The organism is Hymenobacter swuensis DY53 (genome assembly GCF_000576555.1).
GTDB classification, from domain to species: Bacteria; Bacteroidota; Bacteroidia; order Cytophagales; family Hymenobacteraceae; genus Hymenobacter; species Hymenobacter swuensis.
On sequence record NZ_CP007145.1, the window covers coordinates 3,546,306 to 3,564,612 of the forward strand.

At 58.0% G+C, this 18,307-nt stretch carries 12 protein-coding genes; 6 read left to right on the top strand and 6 right to left on the bottom strand.

From position 1 onward, the window contains the following. The first annotated feature begins 140 nt into the window (after positions 1 to 140). Both HSW_RS23000 and priA read left to right on the top strand, forming a co-directional pair. Positions 141 to 2,531 carry a GSCFA domain-containing protein gene (locus tag HSW_RS23000; RefSeq protein ID WP_052346537.1) on the top strand — a complete coding sequence of 797 codons (2,391 nt, stop codon included), beginning with the start codon at positions 141 to 143 and terminating at the stop codon, positions 2,529 to 2,531. Positions 2,532 to 2,814: 283 nt separating this feature from the next. Beyond that, complete coding sequence (priA, locus tag HSW_RS16475) at positions 2,815 to 5,361, top strand: replication restart helicase PriA (protein WP_044002834.1); 2,547 nt, start codon at positions 2,815 to 2,817, stop codon at positions 5,359 to 5,361. Between the two features lie 17 nt (positions 5,362 to 5,378). Here the strand turns inward: priA and HSW_RS16480 are convergent, their stop codons facing one another. Then, entirely contained in the window at positions 5,379 to 5,687 is a 309-nt protein-coding gene (locus HSW_RS16480) for a hypothetical protein (protein WP_044002835.1), read from the bottom strand. Between the two features lie 626 nt (positions 5,688 to 6,313). Next, entirely contained in the window at positions 6,314 to 6,874 is a 561-nt protein-coding gene (locus tag HSW_RS24590; RefSeq protein WP_044002836.1) for a hypothetical protein, read from the bottom strand. Between the two features lie 222 nt (positions 6,875 to 7,096). Here HSW_RS24590 and HSW_RS16490 point away from each other — a divergent pair, with 222 nt between their 5' ends. The 3 genes from HSW_RS16490 to HSW_RS16500 all read left to right on the top strand — a co-directional run bounded on the left by HSW_RS16490 (position 7,097) and on the right by HSW_RS16500 (position 9,671). After that, positions 7,097 to 7,870, top strand: coding sequence for a class I SAM-dependent methyltransferase (locus tag HSW_RS16490; RefSeq protein ID WP_052346847.1), 774 nt, complete (start codon positions 7,097 to 7,099; stop codon positions 7,868 to 7,870). 55 nt (positions 7,871 to 7,925) lie between these two features. Beyond that, a complete protein-coding gene (locus HSW_RS16495) occupies positions 7,926 to 9,158 on the top strand; it encodes an S-adenosylmethionine:tRNA ribosyltransferase-isomerase (RefSeq protein WP_044004938.1) in 1,233 nt (410 codons plus the stop codon). Between the two features lie 195 nt (positions 9,159 to 9,353). Continuing rightward, positions 9,354 to 9,671, top strand: a complete 318-nt coding sequence (locus tag HSW_RS16500) for a hypothetical protein (RefSeq protein WP_044002837.1) — start codon at positions 9,354 to 9,356, stop codon at positions 9,669 to 9,671. 74 nt (positions 9,672 to 9,745) lie between these two features. Here the strand turns inward: HSW_RS16500 and HSW_RS16505 are convergent, their stop codons facing one another. Together HSW_RS16505 and HSW_RS16510 are read right to left on the bottom strand one after the other, a co-directional pair. Further along, on the bottom strand, positions 9,746 to 12,316 hold the full coding sequence (locus HSW_RS16505; RefSeq protein WP_044002838.1) for a M14 family metallopeptidase: 2,571 nt from the start codon (positions 12,314 to 12,316) through the stop codon (positions 9,746 to 9,748). 375 nt (positions 12,317 to 12,691) lie between these two features. Next, a complete protein-coding gene (locus HSW_RS16510; protein ID WP_052346538.1) occupies positions 12,692 to 12,952 on the bottom strand; it encodes a hypothetical protein in 261 nt (86 codons plus the stop codon). 164 nt (positions 12,953 to 13,116) lie between these two features. Between HSW_RS16510 and HSW_RS16515 the strand changes: the two genes are divergently transcribed. Then, complete coding sequence (locus tag HSW_RS16515; RefSeq protein ID WP_052346539.1) at positions 13,117 to 13,596, top strand: hypothetical protein; 480 nt, start codon at positions 13,117 to 13,119, stop codon at positions 13,594 to 13,596. A gap of 88 nt (positions 13,597 to 13,684) precedes the next feature. Here HSW_RS16515 and HSW_RS16520 read toward each other — a convergent pair whose 3' ends face one another. Both HSW_RS16520 and HSW_RS16525 read right to left on the bottom strand, forming a co-directional pair. Then, a complete protein-coding gene (locus tag HSW_RS16520; protein ID WP_044002840.1) occupies positions 13,685 to 15,010 on the bottom strand; it encodes a RagB/SusD family nutrient uptake outer membrane protein in 1,326 nt (441 codons plus the stop codon). Between the two features lie 43 nt (positions 15,011 to 15,053). Next, complete coding sequence (locus tag HSW_RS16525) at positions 15,054 to 18,146, bottom strand: SusC/RagA family TonB-linked outer membrane protein (RefSeq protein ID WP_044002841.1); 3,093 nt, start codon at positions 18,144 to 18,146, stop codon at positions 15,054 to 15,056. Positions 18,147 to 18,307 lie beyond the last annotated feature (161 nt).

The following is an 18,307-nucleotide window of genomic DNA, read 5'->3' on the forward strand; positions in this document are numbered from 1 at the left end:
TCACACTCCGTCATTTTATTCCGGTGGTAACCTCATTCGCGTCTGGTAGGCGCGCGCTTGCAGAGGAAGTCGTTTGGCTGAACGCAAGATGTTAAGTAGGTTGCCCGTCCGTTGGCCCGCCGAGGGCCGTATTACATCCAATGTTTCGAACTGAACTACCGCTTACGCCTCATCCCCAACAGCTGCCGCATTCGGCCCGGGTGCTGACGATAGGCTCCTGCTTTTCGGATTCCATCGGCTCGCGCCTGACCGAGTTCAAAGTCGCGACGATGGCCAATCCGTTTGGCAACGTTTTCAACCCCATTTCGGCTTGTAAGCTATTGCGCGCCGCCGCCGGTGAAGACATGGACTGGCAGCAGCACCTGGTCGAAGCCAGGGGCCGCTGGCAGAGCCACGACCTGCACGCCGAGCTGGGGGCCGACTCCCCGGTGGAGTTGCTCCAGCGCATCCAGACGCTGACGCGGGAAGCCGGCGTGTTTCTAGCTACCGCCGACGCCGTGGTGCTCACGCTGGGCTCGGCGTTTGCGTATCGCCTGCGCGAAACCGATGAGCTAATCAACAACTGTCATAAGCTGCCCGCTGACAAGTTCGATAAGGAGCTTTTGACGGCCGATGACATTATTGCGGCCGTGGCGGAAACCCACGCGTATCTGCGCCGCATAAATCCGCGCCTACGCTTTATTCTGACGGTGAGTCCGGTTCGGCACCTGAAGGATACCCTGGTGCTGAATTCGGCCAGCAAGTCGATGCTGCGCGTAGCCTGTCATTACCTGAGCGAGCTGCTGCCCGATGTGACGTACTTCCCGGCCTACGAGTTGTTGATGGACGATTTGCGGGATTACCGCTTCTATGCCTCCGACATGCTGCACCCCTCAGAAGTGGCGGAAAACTACATCTGGGAGCGATTTACCCGTACGTATTTCGACGCAGCTTTCGGGCGCTTCAAGAAGGAATGGGAGAGCCTGCGCCAGGCGCTGGGCCACCGGCCACTATATGCCGGCGCACCGGAACACCGGCAGTTTTTGGAAGCTACGCTGGAGCGGTTACGCAAGATCGGCTCCCAAACTGATGTGCGCATGGAAACGCTGCATGTGGAGCGGGAATTGGCTGCGTTACCCCTTCCAGTTATCCCCTCGGTACAAGAGCCCGAGTACGAAGACGACGGAGAGGAGCGCATTGATATTGGCACATACGCCGAAGAAACACCCGTTACTCCGACAGCGGAGGTTACCACTGCTGCACCGATAACCACTATTCATTCGATAGAAGCTCGCTCTTACTCACGGGCTACGCTGCTGGGCAAAGGTGCTGGCGTGCTGCTGGAAACAGACGAGCCGGACGTTGATGACGAGTCTGAGGAAGAGGGAAATATTCTTCCCGCACCCATTGCTACTGTACCGGCATCGGCTGAGGTGGCGTACGAACACGCATACGCCGCCGGCATGGCTGACGAGCAGGAAGCAGACGAAGAGGAGGACGAGGCCGAAGCAGGACTGGAAGAAGCCGGACGGCGCAAGAAGCGTCGTTCCCGTGGCGGAGCCAAGCGGACCAAGCGTAAGCACGCGCGTTTGGCGGCGGAAGCAGCCGCCAACGGTATTGCCACCACGCAGGACGAGCCAGCAGTTTCTGTTTCATTAGAGCCGGTAGCCCTGCCAGCGGCCGAAACCTCAGTAACGGAGCCAGCTTCGGAAGTGGTGTACATCACCGAAGAGCAGTTACGGCAGCCGACAGCGACGGTTTCCGAAGAAGCTCCCGAAGCGTCCTCAACGGAAGAAACACCAGTGGAGGAACCCACCCGTCGTGCCCGTAACAACCGCCGCGACAAGCGGGAAAGGCCATCGCGCGACAACGCACGGTCGGGCCGCCAGCCCTTGTACGCGGAATCTGATGCAGATACAACACCAGTAGCGGCCGAGTTTGAAGTTTCCGCTTCCGTTATCGACTTGCCGGAAGCCCCTGCTTTACAGCCGGTAGCTGCTACGTTGCCCGAAGCCGTGGAAATTCAGGCTATTGAGCCGCAGACAGCGGAGGTGGTTGCTTCAGTGAGGCTCAAAGCTCCCGCGAAACCGCGCGTCCGGAAAGCTCCGGTTCGGCAAAAGCCCGTTGCAACAACGCCGGAGGAAACACCGGTTGTGGAAACGCCCGTAGCAGCTATTATAGAAGCTGCGCCCAAGGTAACTCCGGAAGCTCCCGCTGCACCCAAGCCGCGCCGCCGGGCCGCGCCAAAGAAACCGGTGGTTGCCCCCGAAGCAGTTACGGAAACACCAGCGGTTATACAAACAGTTGAGCCACTGGCCCCGGCTGTTGCGGAGCCAGTACCCTCTAAGCCGGCTGCTCCGGCGCCTACCGCACGGAAACGGGCGCCCCGTAAGACTAAGGCCGCTGCCAATGCGGCCGTTCCGGTTGTGGAGCCAGCACCGGCACCGCAGCCTGCAACTCCGGAACCAGATACCGAGGCCAGACCCGCCGCGAAGCGCAAGCCGCGTCCACCTCGCCGTAAGCCCTCGGCTGATGCGCCTGAAACTACCTGAGGTAAAACCCGGCCCCTATCGGCCGGGTTTTATTTTTAACGGGTAACGGCAGAGCCGAACTGAATTTTCTGTTTCGGGAGAATTATGGCCTAGCCGATACAGGTTGTAAGCGGCCCCGTGCGGCGGCCGGTTTCTAATTTTCCGGTGGGCTTCTCTCACGGCCCCGGGCGGCGTATCTTTACTAATTGTTGCCGACGCTGCTGCCAACGGTTGGGCCGGTTTTGCGCGGGTCTTTTGGCATCCTCTGTCTGGCCGTGCGTCCACCTCTTGCTTTTGCTTTCCTTTGAGTCTTACGTTTGATTTTGTTCAGCCCCAACCGGAACCCGCTGCCGACCGCCTTACGCTGTTTGCGGACGTAATTCTGCCGTTGCCGCTACCCAAGCTGTACACCTACCGCGTGCCCTTCGAGCTGAACGACCAAGTGGTGGTAGGCGGCCGCGTAATTGTACAGTTCGGGGCCAAACGGACACTCAGCTGCATTGTGGCGGCCGTGCATGAGCACCCACCCAAGGAGTATCAGGCCAAGTACATCCTGGAATTCATTGATGATGCGCCGGTCGTGACGCAGCCCCAGCTCAAGCTATTCCGCTGGATAGCGGAGTACTACCTCTGCACGCTGGGTGAGGTAATCAACGCCGCCTTACCGGCCGCCCTTAAGCTCAGCTCCGAGAGTCGCGTGCAGCTTCATCCGGCTTTCGAGGCAGAAACCAACCCGTATCCGCTCAGCGAGCAGGAGCAGAAGGTAGTGGATGCCCTCAGCACCGGCGAGGAGGGCAAATCCATGACGTTTACAGAGGTGGGCGAGCTGCTGGGCATTGCTTCCTTCCACAAGTACATCAAGTCCCTGATGCAGAAGGACGTGGTGTTTCTGTTCGAGCATCTCCAGGATAAGTACTCGCCCAAGGTGCTGAAGAAGGTTCGGCTGGCGCACCAGTACATTTCGGAGGCAGCCATTGAGCAGCTGTTTGCCCAATTGGCCAGCAAGAGCAAGCAGCTGGACGTGGTGATGCGCTACCTCCAGCGGGTGCCCGTGTACCAGAACGAGCACGCCAACCACAAAGGCCTGGAAAAGGCGGCCCTTACCTCAGCGCCCCACCTCTCCCCTTCCGCCGTGAATACGCTCATCAAAAACGGCGTATTAGAACAGTTCGACCAGATTGTGTCACGCTTCCCGCTGGATGAGGACGATGCCGAAGCCAAAATCCACTTTACCCTGAGCGAGGCCCAGCAGACGGCCCGCCAGGACATCATGCGCCAGTTCCAAGACAAGGACATTGTGCTGTTGCACGGCGTGACGGGCGCCGGCAAAACGGAAATCTACATCGACCTGATCAAGCAGGCCCTCGACGGCGGCGGGCAGGTGCTGTACCTGCTGCCCGAAATTGCCCTTACCGCCCAGATTGTCACCCGGCTGATGCGCGTGTTTGGCTCGCGGCTGGGCGTGTACCACTCTAAGTTCTCGGATAATGAGCGGGTGGAAGTCTGGAACGGGGTGCTGTCGGGCCGCTTTCAAGTGGTGGTAGGCGTGCGGTCGGCCATTTTCCTGCCCTTCGATAACCTGGCGCTTACCATTGTGGACGAGGAGCACGAATCGAGCTATAAACAGTATGACCCGGCCCCGCGCTACAACGCCCGCGAGGTGGCGCTGATGATGGCCAACTTCCAGGGCTCCAAGACCCTGCTGGGTTCGGCTACACCGGCGGTAGAAACCTATTACCAGACGCGCACCGGCCGCTACGGGCTGGTGGAGCTGACCAAGCGGTTCGGCGAAGCCGGCCTGCCCGAAATCGAGCTGGTAGACACGCGTAAAAGCCGGGAGCAGAAAACCATGCTTAACCACTTCACGCCCGAGTTAATGGCGGAAATGGAGCGTAAGTTGGCCCTGCAGGAGCAGATTATCCTCTTCCAGAACCGGCGGGGCTACGCGCCATTCATCAACTGCCTGGATTGCGGCTGGATTCCGAAGTGCCAGAGCTGCGCCGTAAGCCTGAGCTACCACAAGCACAGTCACGAACTGCGCTGCCACTACTGCGGCTACCACGAGCGGATGGTAGCCCAGTGTCCGGCCTGCGGCTCACGCAACGTAAAAACCGTGGGTTTCGGCACCGAGAAGTTGGAAGACGACCTCAAAGTGATGCTGCCGGCCGCCAACGTGCAGCGCATGGACCTGGATACCACGCGGGCCAAAAATGCCTACCAGCAGATTATTTCGGAGTTCGAAAAGCAGAACACCAATATTCTGGTAGGTACGCAGATGGTAACTAAGGGCTTGGACTTCGCCAACGTGAGCCTGGTGGGTATCATCAACGCCGACAGTATTATTCACTACCCCGATTTCCGGGCCCACGAGCGGGCATTTCAGATGTTCGTGCAGGTGAGCGGGCGAGCGGGCCGCAAGGGTAAGAAAGGCAAAGTCATCATCCAGACTGGCGACCCGGAACAGGTGATTTTCGACAAGGTGATTCGCAACGATTACCTGGAGTTCTACGAGTATGAGATTCTGCAGCGACGCGAGCATGGTTATCCGCCGTTTATGCGCATCATTCGCCTCACGGTAAAGCACATGGACGTGAGCGTGGGCGAACGGGCGGCCCTGCAGCTTACTCAGGAACTGGTGGACCGGCTGGGCCGCGAGGCTGTGCTGGGGCCGGAAGCGCCGTACATCTTCCGTATCCGCAACTTCTACCTGCAGGAAATCACCATCAAGCTGAGCCGGGAACACACCGTACTGCGTGCTGCCAAAGCAGATGTACTGGCCGCCATCGATCTGCTCCGCGACCAGAAAGAGTTCAAGCAGGTGCGCTTTGCCGTGGACGTGGACCCGATGTAACTATAGCTGTTGAGCCACTATATCGCGCTAACGCTTACAATCAGGCCGGCAATGAGGAGTATCAGGCCGGGCAGCCCGAAGAACAGGAGCCCATACGGTGACAGTAGCGCCCCAACGGCCAGTAATACAGCCCCGCCCAGCAGCAGACCGATACCAATTCTCCGCAAGGGCCGGTCACTAGGGCCAGATTCAGAAGAGGCCGGGGCGGCGGTAGCGTCCGGAACAGTGCCTTTGCGCGCCTGCCGCCGAGCTTCCCGCTTCAGCCGCTGCCGGCCGTTTTTACCCTGATAAAGCAACAGTGCTACCCCAATAGGAATGGCGGACAAGGCAATGAGACCCAAAAACAGACGTCCCCAGTCAGTGCCCGAGCCAGAATCCGAATCTGCATTGACTACAAGTGTTACGAGCCCGGCAGCCACCAGCGTCCCGCCAATTACGTTTACGGTGGTAGTAGCAGGATCAGGAACTGACGAGTCGGTTTTGGGAAATACATCCGGGGTTGAAGCAGCTTGCGGCCACCCTCGCCCTACCGGCCGGCCATACAGCGTATCGGGGGCAGTAACTGCTGCCGATTTTTGCTCTGCGGGTAAAGCTGCGGTTGTCCGCTTACGGAGTGAAACCGATGGAGGCATTTCCGCCATGAAAGTCCCACTATTGGTAGTGGCTTCAAGCACCGCCGGCTCGGCAGCTACTACCGGAGCAGGTTGGGATGACGTAGGCACATGATAGGTCGGCGCATCGGGCCGAAAAGCGGCAAATCGGCTACTTTGGCAACCACTCACCAGCACAGTGAGCAATAGAATACTCCACGAAACAAAGCGCATGAGTAGAATTACGACGAAGTGAATAAAAACAAGTGGCTAACGAGCGGCAAACAACGCATAAGTAGGGAATAAAAAAAACGCCCCGGTTTTCACCGAGGCGTTTTGTATTGCTAGCGGTAAGATTCAGCTTACACTTCGTCAAGCAGACCAAGTACGATGAACACGATACCGATAATGGCAATAACGGTACCCAGAATGCCACTAATCAGACCTACCAGAATACCAATCAGCAGCAGGATGATGCCGAGCTTGATGTTACGGCTGATGGCGTTGGCATCTTCCTTGGCAGCAACTTCCGACTTCTTGTTCACCTGTGCTTTAGCCGACAGCTTGTTAGCCTGTTTTGTCAGTTTGGCAACCAAGGCCTTCTGAGCGAAGTTCAGCTTGGGAGCAGGAGCAGCAGCTTTGGCCGGAGCGGCAGCTACAGCAGACTTTTCAGCAGCTACTGGGGCAGCCTGGGCAGCAGCAGCGGGTACAGGAACGGCCGGAGTGCTTACTTCCGTAGTTACCGGAGTAACAGTAGTTTCAGTGATTGGAGCGGGCGTTACGGCCACGGCGCGCTGAGTGCCATGATAAGCCGATGACGTTTTGGGCAGCATGGCGTACTCGGCGCGGTTGCAGCTGCTGAGGGCTACGGCTACGGCGGCAACGGCCGTAAGCTTGTGGAGGAGACCGGACAGGTGCTTCATAGGGAAAGGAGGGTTAGTGAATGGTATGCAAACGGGACTTGTACGGGCCAAATTAGGAAAAGGCGGCAAAAAAACAGGATTTATTCTTTTTACAGTCCAGCTTTTTCCAGCGGCCAGAATGGGTACGTTGCTGTATATGCCTGGGTTACTATGCTCAACGTTTGCTCCGCCCGAACCCTTATCGGCAGGTAAATGTTGAGCCTGCACCGTTACTTTGTGCCTATGCCGTTCCATCCCAAGTCCCTGTTACTGGTAAGCGCCGCTGGTCTGCTGCTCGGGCCCCTGGCCTGTACCCAGCCGCTCACTGAAAGTACCGCCGCCCAGCTTACTGAGGCGCGCCGCCAGATCGTACCCGATACCAGCGGCTATGAGCGGCGCCCTCCGCAGGACCTCAATGGCATTGGCAAATACTACCTGGGCCGCCAGATTGCGCACGTAATGGGCCACGAAGGAGCCTCCTGGCTGGAACGCGCCGACCGGCAACAGGAAGAAGGCACTGATATTCTACTGCGCGAGCTGAAGCTGAAGCCCACCGATGTAGTAGCGGATATTGGAGCCGGTACTGGCTTTTTCACCTTCCGGATAAGTCCGCTGGTGCCCCGGGGTCGGGTGCTGGCCGTGGATATTCAGCCGGAGATGCTGACGGCTTTGCGCGAAACCAAGGACCGGATCCGCGCCAACAATGTGGTACCGGTACGCGGCACTACCGATAACCCCAATCTGCCTGCCAAAGGTGTGGATGTGGTGCTCATTGTGGATGCGTATCACGAGTTTGACCATCCCCGGGAAATGATGCGTGCCATTCGTAACTCCCTTGCCCCGGCTGGGCGGGTAGCACTGGTGGAATACCGGGCGGAAGACGCTGAGGTACCCATCAAGCGTATTCACAAGATGAGCATCGCCCAGGCCCGACGCGAAATGGCGGCTCTGGGGTTACGCCTCACGGATTCCATTGAATCGTTACCGCAGCAGCATCTGCTGATTTTCCAGCGCTGATCTTGGCCTGGTTGGTCAGGTGGCCGGGTGGTACGGGGGCATTACCTTTGTGGCCATGTCAGTTTTGCCCCCCGACCCCCGTCAGCTTTCCATTCATGACTTCACCTACCAGCTGCCCCCCGAGCGAATTGCGCCGGAGCCGCTGCCCAACCGCGACCAGTCGAAGTTATTGCTGTACAAGCAGGGCAGTATAACTGACCAGCAGTTTCAGGAACTGCCCGCGCTGCTGCCAACCGGTAGCCTCCTGGTTTTCAACGACACCAAAGTGGTGCGGGCCCGCCTGTTCGTGCGGCGGCCAACAGGTGGTATGGTGGAGCTGTTTTGCCTGGAGCCGGTAGCGCCCCACCAAGCCATCGAGCCCGCTATGCAGCAAACGGGCAGCTGCGTGTGGAAATGCCTGGTGGGCAATGGGCGGCGATGGAAAAAAGGCCCTGTAACGCTGGAGTTTGAAGCCCTCGGCCAGCCGGCGGTGTTGACTGCCGAACGGATTGAACAACACGACGGTTATGCTCTGATTCGATTCAGTTGGGAGCCGGCAACCCTGCCATTTGCCGAAGTACTGCATGGAGCGGGCCACTTGCCGCTTCCCCCCTACCTCAACCGCGCCGATACTGACGTGGATGCCGTGCGGTACCAAACGGTATACGCGGCCCACGAGGGAGCTGTGGCCGCTCCTACGGCCGGCCTGCACTTCTCCGAGGCGGTATTGGCGGAGCTGAAGGAGCGGCAAATTTCAGCTGCCCGCGTAACGCTACACGTTGGCGCAGGTACTTTTCAGCCCGTTAAGGCGGAGCATATGGCCGCCCATGCCATGCACGGGGAGCCCATCAGTGTAACCGCGGCTACGTTGCGGCAGCTTCAGGCCCATTTGCCCCAGCCAATTATTCCGGTGGGTACCACCAGCCTGCGCACGTTGGAAAGCCTGTACTGGCTGGGCGCACGTCTGGTGCAACATCCGGAAGCGGTGCCCATCTGGCACGTCAGTCAATGGCAGCCGTATGAAGAACAGCGGGAAGTAACGCTGGAGGATGCCCTGGCCGCGCTGCTTCGCCAGTTGGAAATAACAGGCTCCGATACGCTTCATGCCACTACCCAGCTATTGATTGCGCCCGGTTACCGGTTCCGGATGGTGCGCGGCCTGATTACTAATTTTCATCAGCCGGAAAGTACCCTGTTACTGCTGGTAGCGGCTTTGCTCGGCCCTGCCTGGCGGCAGGTATACCAGCATGCACTGGCAAACAACTACCGCTTTCTGAGCTACGGCGACTCTTCTCTGCTGCTTCCGTAATTTGGTTGTCGGCAGCATAGTGGTTTCAACCGAAGGCTCAAATAGAATACAAGAAGCAGTAAATCAACTGGGTATTTTTATTTCTGGCATTGAGGAAGCACTGGTAATCGTTTGGTATCATGAGGGTAAGTAAAACTATTTTTTGTAGGACCGTATAAGGACACAAATCCTAGTTTCTCCAATCAGACTCTCCTCATGAAAAAGATAATGCTCCTGGCCGCCGCCGTAGTTTTCTCGACGGCCGCCTTCGCCCAGGGTGATAAAACAACCGTACGTGACGAAACTACCGGTGCCAAAACCACCGTTTCGGAGCGCGACAACGGTACGGTAAAAGTAGAGTCCCGCACGGGCCGCACGAAAGCCGGTCAGAAAGCCTACAATACCAAAGAAGACGTAAAGTACGCCGGCAAGAAAACGGGTAACGCCGTAGAGCGGGGCGCCAAGAAAACCGGTAGTGCCGTGAAAAAAGGTGCTAAAGCCGTTAAGAACAAAACGGAAGACGTAGTAGACTAATCTATTTCGTGACCAAGCAAAAAGCCCCGCCAACTGAGTTGGCGGGGCTTTTTGCCTGGTCACAGTTGTCGATTCTATTGCCCGACGATAAACACGGCGTTACCGAATAGCAACTTACCGCCCTGCCAGAACGCCCGGAACAGCGGATTGTCGCCGAGGTAAACGACCTGGCCCCGACCCATATCCTGGGTACCGAGTACGAAGCTGTCGGTGAGGGCGCGCTGGGCGCGGCGGCCGGCGAAACCGGATGCGTAGCTGTCCTTTTTCAGTACGCCCACGTTCCAGCCGCCTTTGGGCAGAAAACGGTAGTTGGGAATATCCCGCAGCAAGGCATAATAGGTTTCGCCGTAGCCAAACGCCAGGGGGTGCGAGTTATCGAGCTGGACGCGGTAAACACTGCCCTGCACCCGCTCCCCGATTTCCTCCCGCTCGGCATCGGCGTAGCGGCGCAGGGCGGTGTATGGGTTGGCTTTTTTGCCGGTGGCCGCCGTATCGGCCGGCTTGGTTTTGAGCAGGAAGTCCTTGTTGCCAGCCAGGAAACGGGATGCTCCTTCGAGGGCAATAAGACGACCACCGCCGCGCACCCATGTTTTCACGTTTTCGAGGCCGCGCTCTGTTAGTATATCATCGTAGCGGCCATCAGGCAGCACTAGCACATCAAACTTGCTTAGCGGAACACTGTTGAAATAGTCCGTTCCCAGCACCGTTACGGGGTAGCCCACCTGCTGCTCAAAGAAGTGCCAGACTTCTCCGAAAGCAGTAGCATCAATGCCGGGGCCAGCCAGAATAGCTACACTAGGCATCTTAAGGGGCCGTACGGAGCGGGAGCCCAGGTCGCCGCCGGTGGTAGACAAACCCGATTGTACGGCCTGTACCATCACACCTGCCGAGTCGGCCTGGGCGTGTACCAGTTGGTCGAAGCGCGTGCCCAGCCGCTCGTTGCCGGTGCGCGGAATAATCAGGGTGCCACGCTGGTACTTCTGCCCTTCCGTTTCAAAAGGCTCATCGGCTACTCTCATTTTCACGCCCTGCTGCATCAGCCGGCTCAGGAACCGGACATCCTGGAGGTTGTTCCAACGCGCCAGATACGCATAGGGCCGGTCGGCGGCGGGTTGGGCCTCGGTTGGGGTTGGAGCGGCCTTCCCGCCTTTCTCCACCACTGTAGCCACCGTAGGCGGCGTGCTGGCCGTAGCCACCTGGCCTTTCAGGGCATAGCCTTTCAGCCCGAAAGCATAGGGCAATGACCAGGCTGTGAGGTCGTAGGTAAGCGAATCTTCCAACTGAGCCTGAGGCTCGAACAGCACCTTTACCAATGTCGATTTGGGCTGGTACATGCTGATGACCACGTCGCGGGGCTCAAGCTGCACGGCTTCGGTTTTGCCGGTGGTATAGTTGTAGCCACTCTGGCGGCTGCGTTTGGCGGCAAAGCCGTAGCTGATCTGCTGCCGGTCGAGGTACTGAGTCAGGGCACGCACCTGGCCGGGGTCGGAGGAACCCGCCAGCACGTAGGATTTGTACTCGCCCTTCGGCTTGGTGCGGGCGTCGGTATAGAACTTCCGGAATTGCTGAATCAACTCCTGATGGCGGTCGGAGGCGGCCTGCATGGTGGCCAGACTGGTGGCGTGGTGGTGCTCAATGCGTTGCGTCAGCGTTAGGGTGTCGCCATCGGCTTTGGCGTAGCTCACGCCAGCGGGGCCGCCGCCGCCCTGTTCGTAGGTCATGCCAATGGCCCCGTTGAAGCTGGGCCAAGTGTCGCCGTAGAAGGGGGCGAACAGGTCGTAGGTTTCGCGGGTGAAATAGAGCCAGTTGTTCTTATCGAAGACTTTGCGGTTGTAGTCGCCGATGATGTTCTGGAATTTGCGCTGCCACTCCGTGAGGTCGGCGTGAAAGGGCTTAGCCGCCGGCGAGAAGTAATAAGGCGCCGAAGGGCCCATTTCGTGGTAATCGGCGTGTACCTGCGGCAGCCATTGGTTATACACGGCAATCCGCTGGCGGCTTTCCTGCTGGGTTTGCCAGGCCCAGTCGCGGTTCAGGTCGAAATAGTAGTGGTTGTAGCGACCACCGGGCCAGGGCTCATGGTGCTCCCAGCTCAGGGGCGAGGAGTTGGGCCGCTGGTTGGCTACTCGGTTGTACCACTGTGCATACCGGTCACGGCCATCGGGGTTCACGCAGGGGTCCACAATGACCACTAGGTTTTGCAGCCATTGCTGTACCTGCTGGTTCTCGGGGTTGGCCAAATCATAGAGCACCTGCATCACCGCCTCGGAAGACACTGCCTCGTTGCCATGCACGTTGTAGCTGAGCCACACTACGGCTGGCTGCTTAGTGGCAGCCGTACCCGTTTCCAACCCCGCCAGCCGCAGGTTATTGCGCCGGATGTCCTCCAGGTTGGTCATGTTCTCGGCTGAAGCCACGTACACCAGCTCCAGCGGACGGTTTTCATAGGTCCGGCCGTAACGCTGCTGTTTCATGCGGCCGGGGCTATGCTGCACCACATGGTCGACGTAGCGCAACAGTTCGGCGTGGGGCGTGAAGCGCGTACCCAACTCATAGCCCAGAAACTGCCGGGGCGTAAGCAGCGGCCCATCGGCTAGAACGGCCTGAGCAAATGCGCCCGGGGCCAGCAGCAACCCAAACAGGAACATACAGATAATCCGGGAGTAGTTTTTTCTCACAGAGCAGACGATAGGGCCACCAGAACCGGCGACGTGAAACAGAAGGTCAGCCCCAAAGAAAACGGAACTGACGGAGCAAAAGACGCAATTCTACGCTTTCGAATGCATCTTTCTTTTTGTCAATCGACATTCTGTTTCCTCCACTCCCACTTTCCGTCTGCTTGTCTGCTTTGATCCACGACTTATCTGTACTTCGCCGTGCTCATGGCCGGGCTACCTACTTACACCGGCTGCACCTATTTCAGTCAGCAGTGCAGGTACTGAGAACGAGCGTGCGAAGTGTAGCATTCAATGCGAGTTATCAGCCCGAATGAACGCTCCACCTCGCACATTGCTGCCTTCAGCTTATAACCGGGCTACGTTGGCGTAGTCCAGCTCGAATGGTTTGATTTCTATTTCGTGCCGCATTTTCTCTACCACTCCCCGCCCGAACAGGCTGATACCAGCATTAAATACCACTAGTGCCACGGTGCCAGCAGCTACCCACTCAGAAGTAGGATGACCGTTGCGTTTCTTATCGGCGGCCCATTGTACTAGGCAACTGCCCAGGCCAATCGTCATCAGGCCGGCCGGGGCGAAAGTCAACCATTTTTCCTTGTGCGTCATCGGGAATTCGGGAGAGTAAGTAGAAGAGAATGGGAGGTTGGGAGTCCGGGACCTATTGCGGCGGCCGCTTCACCTTATACAATCGTACCTTTGCGCCGTGGGGTTACGTCAGATCTCAACTATATTTTGCCAGACCACCCTGGGCTGGCCTATTTGGCCTTTTCATGCTTGTTCCTCCTTACCAGCGGCTGCTTCAACTGGCTTTCCCGCAGGAAGCCGATGCTACCCGTTACCTCCATCCAACCACCACGGCCGCCTATCGCACCTTCGAGCAGGCCAGCCCCACCGATATTGCCTACCGCTTCGAGCGGGTGCGCCTGGGAGTAGCCATGTCTCTAATGAAGCTGCTCTCCGACCTGGGCGACCTGCAGGAAGCCCGCGCGGTACTGGATGTGCTGTACAAGGCTCTAAAGGCTCCCTCCGTAGCCGCCATCGATGCCAGCATTCATAAAGAAGCTACTACCTTCGAGAAGCTCTACACCAATCTGTACGTGAATGAGGACGGCGAGCAGCTCCTGAACCTCTTCGAGCGCACCCTCGATGCTGATTCTCAGCCTTTGATGGATGATGTAATCCGGGAGGCCCTACGCTTGGCTCCCCAACTCGATTTCACGCATCTGACCGAAGAAGACGAGGACGAATAAGTTGCCCAGAGTCATACAGCAAAAAGGCCGCTCCGGAATCCGAAGCGGCCTTTTTGTTTAGTTCAGGAGGGCTATAGTCAGCTAGCGTTTAGTTGTAGCCAGGGTTCTGCACTAGCGTCGGATTCACATCCCGCTCACGTTGCGGAATGGGTAACACCAGTCGGTCATCGGTGGCGGCCAGTGTCCCAACGGTTTCGTTGTTGCGTTTGGCATCCCACAACCGGAAACCTTCGAATGCCAGTTCCAGCCGCCGCTCCTTCAGAATATCAACCAGGGTTACGGATGTGAGGGCCGATAAACCAGCCCGCGCCCGAATACGGTTGACGTCGGCCAGAGGCGTAGCACCTAGTGTGGTACCGGCGCGCAGGTTGGCTTCGGCGCGGGTCAGGTACAGTTCGGCCAGCCGCATGACCTTCACATTGCCGTACTGGTTGTCGAATTTGAGCGTGTACACATCATCGAAAAATGCTCCCCGCTCGTCATCGGCCTCGTACAGGTTGAGATGGTCTTCCTGTACTTCAATATCGCCGCGCTGGGCGGGCGAGAAGTAGGTATTCAGGTCGTTGATGCCGTCCTGCGAGGTAATCTGGATGGCAAATATATCCTCCGACGTGTTGGTCGTCGTCGTAAACTCTTCGGCGTAGGTGCCCGTCAGAGAGTAGCGGTTGGAGGTAATAACACGGTTGGCTGCCTGGGCTGCCTCCGCGTAGCGGCGCTGCTGCAGATACACTCGGGAAAGCATGCCGGCCGCTGCCCCCCGGGTGGCGAAGAAGCCGTTGGTTACAGGTAGTTTGGCTTCGGCAGTGGTCAGGTCACTTAGTACTTGGGTGTACACTTCGGCCACTGTGTTGCGGGCCACCTGGTTGGTTGCACCCAATGTCAGTGTCGGGCTCAGAACCAGGGGCACTCCGGGGTTAGCCTGCGGGCTGCCGTTGCTCCAGTCTTTGGCGTAGAGCCGCACCAACTCAAAGTACAGAGCCGCCCGGATGAAACGCGCTTCGCCCTCTACCCGGTCGCGCCGCGCCGTCGACACTTTGTCGATGTTGGCCAGCACGTTGTTAGCAATATTAATGGTCTGGTAGGCATCCAGCCAGGTACCCGCCGCAAAGGTGTTGTTGGTAATGACGGTTTTCTGAATGTACTCGCGGGGCTGGGTAAATGTACCGACGAAGCTGATTTCGCCCGCGTCGCCCAGTAGCTCAGAGGTGAACTGAATATAGCCCGCGTAGAGGCGGTTGCTGCTGAGTGCACTGTAAGCGCCCACCAGCGCGGCCTCCACATCGGCGGAGGTATTGAGTGCTTTGGCAGAATCAATACGGTCAACGGGCTCAATATCGAGCTTATCGTTACAACCGGTCAGCGTGGCGGTTGCCAGCAGGGCCGTCAGCGTCAGGAAGCGGAAAGTATTTTTCATGATTTTTCTTCAGGAAGGCAAAAAGTAGATAACCCGGCAGGTGTTAGAAGCCGATGTTTACACCAAACGTGAGCGTTTTCGCCTGGGGGGCCGAGTAGAAATCGTTGCCCTGGGAAATGTTGCCCGTGTTTGCATCCGACGACAGGTAATCGGCATTTACCTCCGGGTCCCAGCCTTTATAATCTGTGAACGTGAGCAGATTTACGCCGCTCACGTACAGGCGGGCCGTACTGAGGTGCGCCAGCTTGAGTACCGAGGCGGGCAGCGTGTAGCCCAGCGTTACGGTTTTCAGTCGCACATACGAGCCGTCGGACAGGAAGCGGGACGATTCACCGGCCCCACCAGTGGAAAAGTCGTTGCCGGTCCGGGGAATGTCGAACAGTACGGCACGGGGCACGTTGGTAATGTCGCCGGGGTTCTGCCAGCGGTCCAGTTGGTCGGTGGTCAGGTTATCGAAGCCGCCGGTAGCATTGGCCGACTGGAATTTGCCGCCGCCGTCGTAAATCTGGTTGCCAAATACGCCCTGAAACGTCACGCCCAGGTCAATGCCTTTAAATGTAAATGTGTTCGTGACGCCGCCCGTCCAGTCGGGGTTAGGGTTGCCGATGTACACGCGCACGGCATCGTCGTACACATTGGTGGTGTTGCGGTTGGTGCTACCGTCGGTATTGGTGGTGTTCAGGTAGTACAGCGCGTCACCATTGGCGGGGTCCACGCCGGCGTATTCTACCCCGAAGAAGGCCCCGATGGGCCGGCCTTCGATGGCCCGGTTCAGGAAGCCACCATCAATTACTTGGCCCTGCAGGTCAGTAAGCTTATTGCGGTTGATGGAAAAGTTCAGGCTGGTGTTCCAGGTGAAGGCTCCTTCCAGATTCCGCGTGTTGAGGGCAACCTCCAGCCCTTTGTTTTCCAGCTTGCCCACGTTGCGGAACTGTCGGGCAAAGCCGGAAGTGCCGGGCACGTTTACGTTAAGAGCGAGGTCATCCGTCTTTTTCTGGTACACATCCACTTCCCCACTGATTTTCCCTTCTAGGAAGCCGAACTCCAGGCCCAGGTCGGCCTGCCGAGTTGATTCCCACTTAAAATCGGGATTCTCAATCTGGAAAGGCCGCTGTCCGGGCACTCCGGCGTAGCCGGCATCCCCGGCCCAGAGGCCACGCGGCCCGAAATCGGGGAAGTCCTGGTTACCGGTCAGACCGTAGCTGAAGCGCGGCTTCAGGAAGCTCAGCACCTTCTGGTCGCTCAGGAAGGATTCCTCCGTGAGTACCCAACCGACGGACGCGGCCGGGAAGTAGCCAAAGCGGTTGTTGGCCCCGAAGCGCGACGAGCCATCGGCGCGCAGGCTGGCACTCACCAAGTACTTGTTGGCAAAGGAGTAGTTGGCCCGGCCGAAGTAGGATACCAGGGAGCTGCCCGTTTCACGCGAGGAGCCTGCCGTAATCAGCGCCGAGTTGAAAATCGTGCGGTACGAGTCGCTGGGAAACTGCTGCCCCGAGACGCTGTTGGACTTGATTTTGCGCTCCTCATAAGCCGTACCTGCTACTACTTCCAGTGTGTGGTTTTCGTTGAAGGTGTTGCGGTACGTGAGGAAGTTGTTGGTAGTGAAGCGGGCATTGGTCACGCGCCGGTTAAACCCGTCGCCGTTGTTGGGGCCGCTGTTGCGGGCCGTTACGCGGCCGGCAAACTGGTCTTCTTCCTGATTGAGAATGTCCACCCCAATTTCGGTCCGGAAGGTCAGGCCCTTGATGAATTCATACTGCGCGTATACGTTGCCCAAATTGCGGTACACCAATGCCACGTACGACGACCCGATTTTGCTCAGAACGGGATTGTAATACGTGGGGTAGTTGGTGTTCGGATTGCCCGTAGCGGGGTCCAGCTGCCCGCTGACGAGGTTGGTACGCGGATCAATGAGTGGCGTGATGGGTGCCAGCGCCACAATCTGCATGGGGTTGCTGAAGGCGTTATCGTTGGCAATCCGGTTGTTGCGCGTGCGCGTCAGGTTGAAGTTCAGGCCCAGCGAGAACTTATCCGATACCTTATGGTCGAGGTTGGTGCGAGCACTGATTTTCTCAAACTTGTTCCCAATCAGAATCCCCGACTGGTCGCTGTACAGGCCCGAAACAAAGAAGCGCGTCTTCTCCGAGCCCCCGCTCACGCTCAGATCATACTGACTGAAGGGCGCGTCTTGGAACGCTTCTTCCTGCCAGTCGGTATTTACTGCGGCGGTCTGGTAATCGTTGTTGCCGGCTGAGTAGCGCTGCAGTCGGCTTTCCGTGAAGTCCACCAGATCGGCATTCACCCCCGCCTCCCGGAAGTAATCCACGTATTGCTGCGCGTTAAGGAAGTCCTTTTTGTTGGTGGGCGTACTACGGCCGGTCTGGTAGCCGAGCGTGAAGCGAGTGTCGCCGCTTTTACCGCGTTTGGTGGTGATGAGCACGACGCCGTTGGATGCCCGTGAGCCATAAATAGCCGACGCCGACGCATCTTTCAGAATGCTGATGCTCTCAATGTCGTTGGGATTGAGGTCGGCAATGGGGTTGGTGGCAGCGGCAGTAGCCGACTGGTCCTCCGAAATAATGGGAATACCATCAATTACGTATAGCGGCTGGGTACCGCCGCTCACGGAGCTGGTCCCGCGCACACGCACCTTAATGCCTTGCCCCAGCTTACCGCTGGAATTTTCAATGAACACCCCGGCCGCTTTACCCTGAATGGCCTGCTCAAAGCTGGGTACCGGTGCATTCTGCACTTCCCGGCCGCCCAGTTGCGTAATAGCCCCCGTCAGATCCTGCTTCGACTGCGTGCCGTACCCCACTACCACGGCCTCCCCGAGTTCGTTAGCTGCGGTTTTCAGGGTAGCCGTCACGCTGGTCCGGTCCCCAACCACTAGGTTCTGGGTATCAAACCCGATGGAGCTCAGTACCAGCGTGGCACCGGGTTGTACGCTCAATGTAAAGCTTCCGTCGGTTCCAGTGCTGGTGCCGTTGGAAGTACCCCGCTCCAGTACCGTGACACCGGGCAGGCCCGTGCCCGCCGCATCCGTCACCCGGCCGCTTACAGTGCGCGTTTGAGCCGAGGCAGTGGTAGCCAAAATCAGTCCACAGCCAAGTGGAATCAAGTATTTGTGTTTCATACAACCAAGCCCTCCTTGAGGCCGATTAGAGTGAAAAAAAATCCGGGGCAGCCCCCCGGTAAAAGAAATCTAAGTCCGTAAGGTAATATAGTTTCATTGTCTTCCCTGAATATTCCCTCCGACAATGTATTCGAATAAACGCATTTTATAGGCAATTAGGG

Bases quoted from the DNA above. Each gene is read 5' to 3' on its own strand.
- HSW_RS23000 (WP_052346537.1), top strand. From the start codon at position 141: ATGTTTCGAACTGAACTACCGCTTACGCCTCATCCCCAACAGCTGCCG.
- HSW_RS24590 (WP_044002836.1), bottom strand. From the start codon at position 6,874: ATGAAGCACCTGTCCGGTCTCCTCCACAAGCTTACGGCCGTTGCCGCC.
- HSW_RS16490 (WP_052346847.1), top strand. From the start codon at position 7,097: ATGCCGTTCCATCCCAAGTCCCTGTTACTGGTAAGCGCCGCTGGTCTG.
- HSW_RS16495 (WP_044004938.1), top strand. From the start codon at position 7,926: ATGTCAGTTTTGCCCCCCGACCCCCGTCAGCTTTCCATTCATGACTTC.
- HSW_RS16500 (WP_044002837.1), top strand. From the start codon at position 9,354: ATGAAAAAGATAATGCTCCTGGCCGCCGCCGTAGTTTTCTCGACGGCC.
- HSW_RS16505 (WP_044002838.1), bottom strand. From the start codon at position 12,316: ATGTTCCTGTTTGGGTTGCTGCTGGCCCCGGGCGCATTTGCTCAGGCC.
- HSW_RS16510 (WP_052346538.1), bottom strand. From the start codon at position 12,952: ATGACGCACAAGGAAAAATGGTTGACTTTCGCCCCGGCCGGCCTGATG.
- HSW_RS16515 (WP_052346539.1), top strand. From the start codon at position 13,117: ATGCTTGTTCCTCCTTACCAGCGGCTGCTTCAACTGGCTTTCCCGCAG.
- HSW_RS16520 (WP_044002840.1), bottom strand. From the start codon at position 15,010: ATGAAAAATACTTTCCGCTTCCTGACGCTGACGGCCCTGCTGGCAACC.
- HSW_RS16525 (WP_044002841.1), bottom strand. From the start codon at position 18,146: ATGAAACACAAATACTTGATTCCACTTGGCTGTGGACTGATTTTGGCT.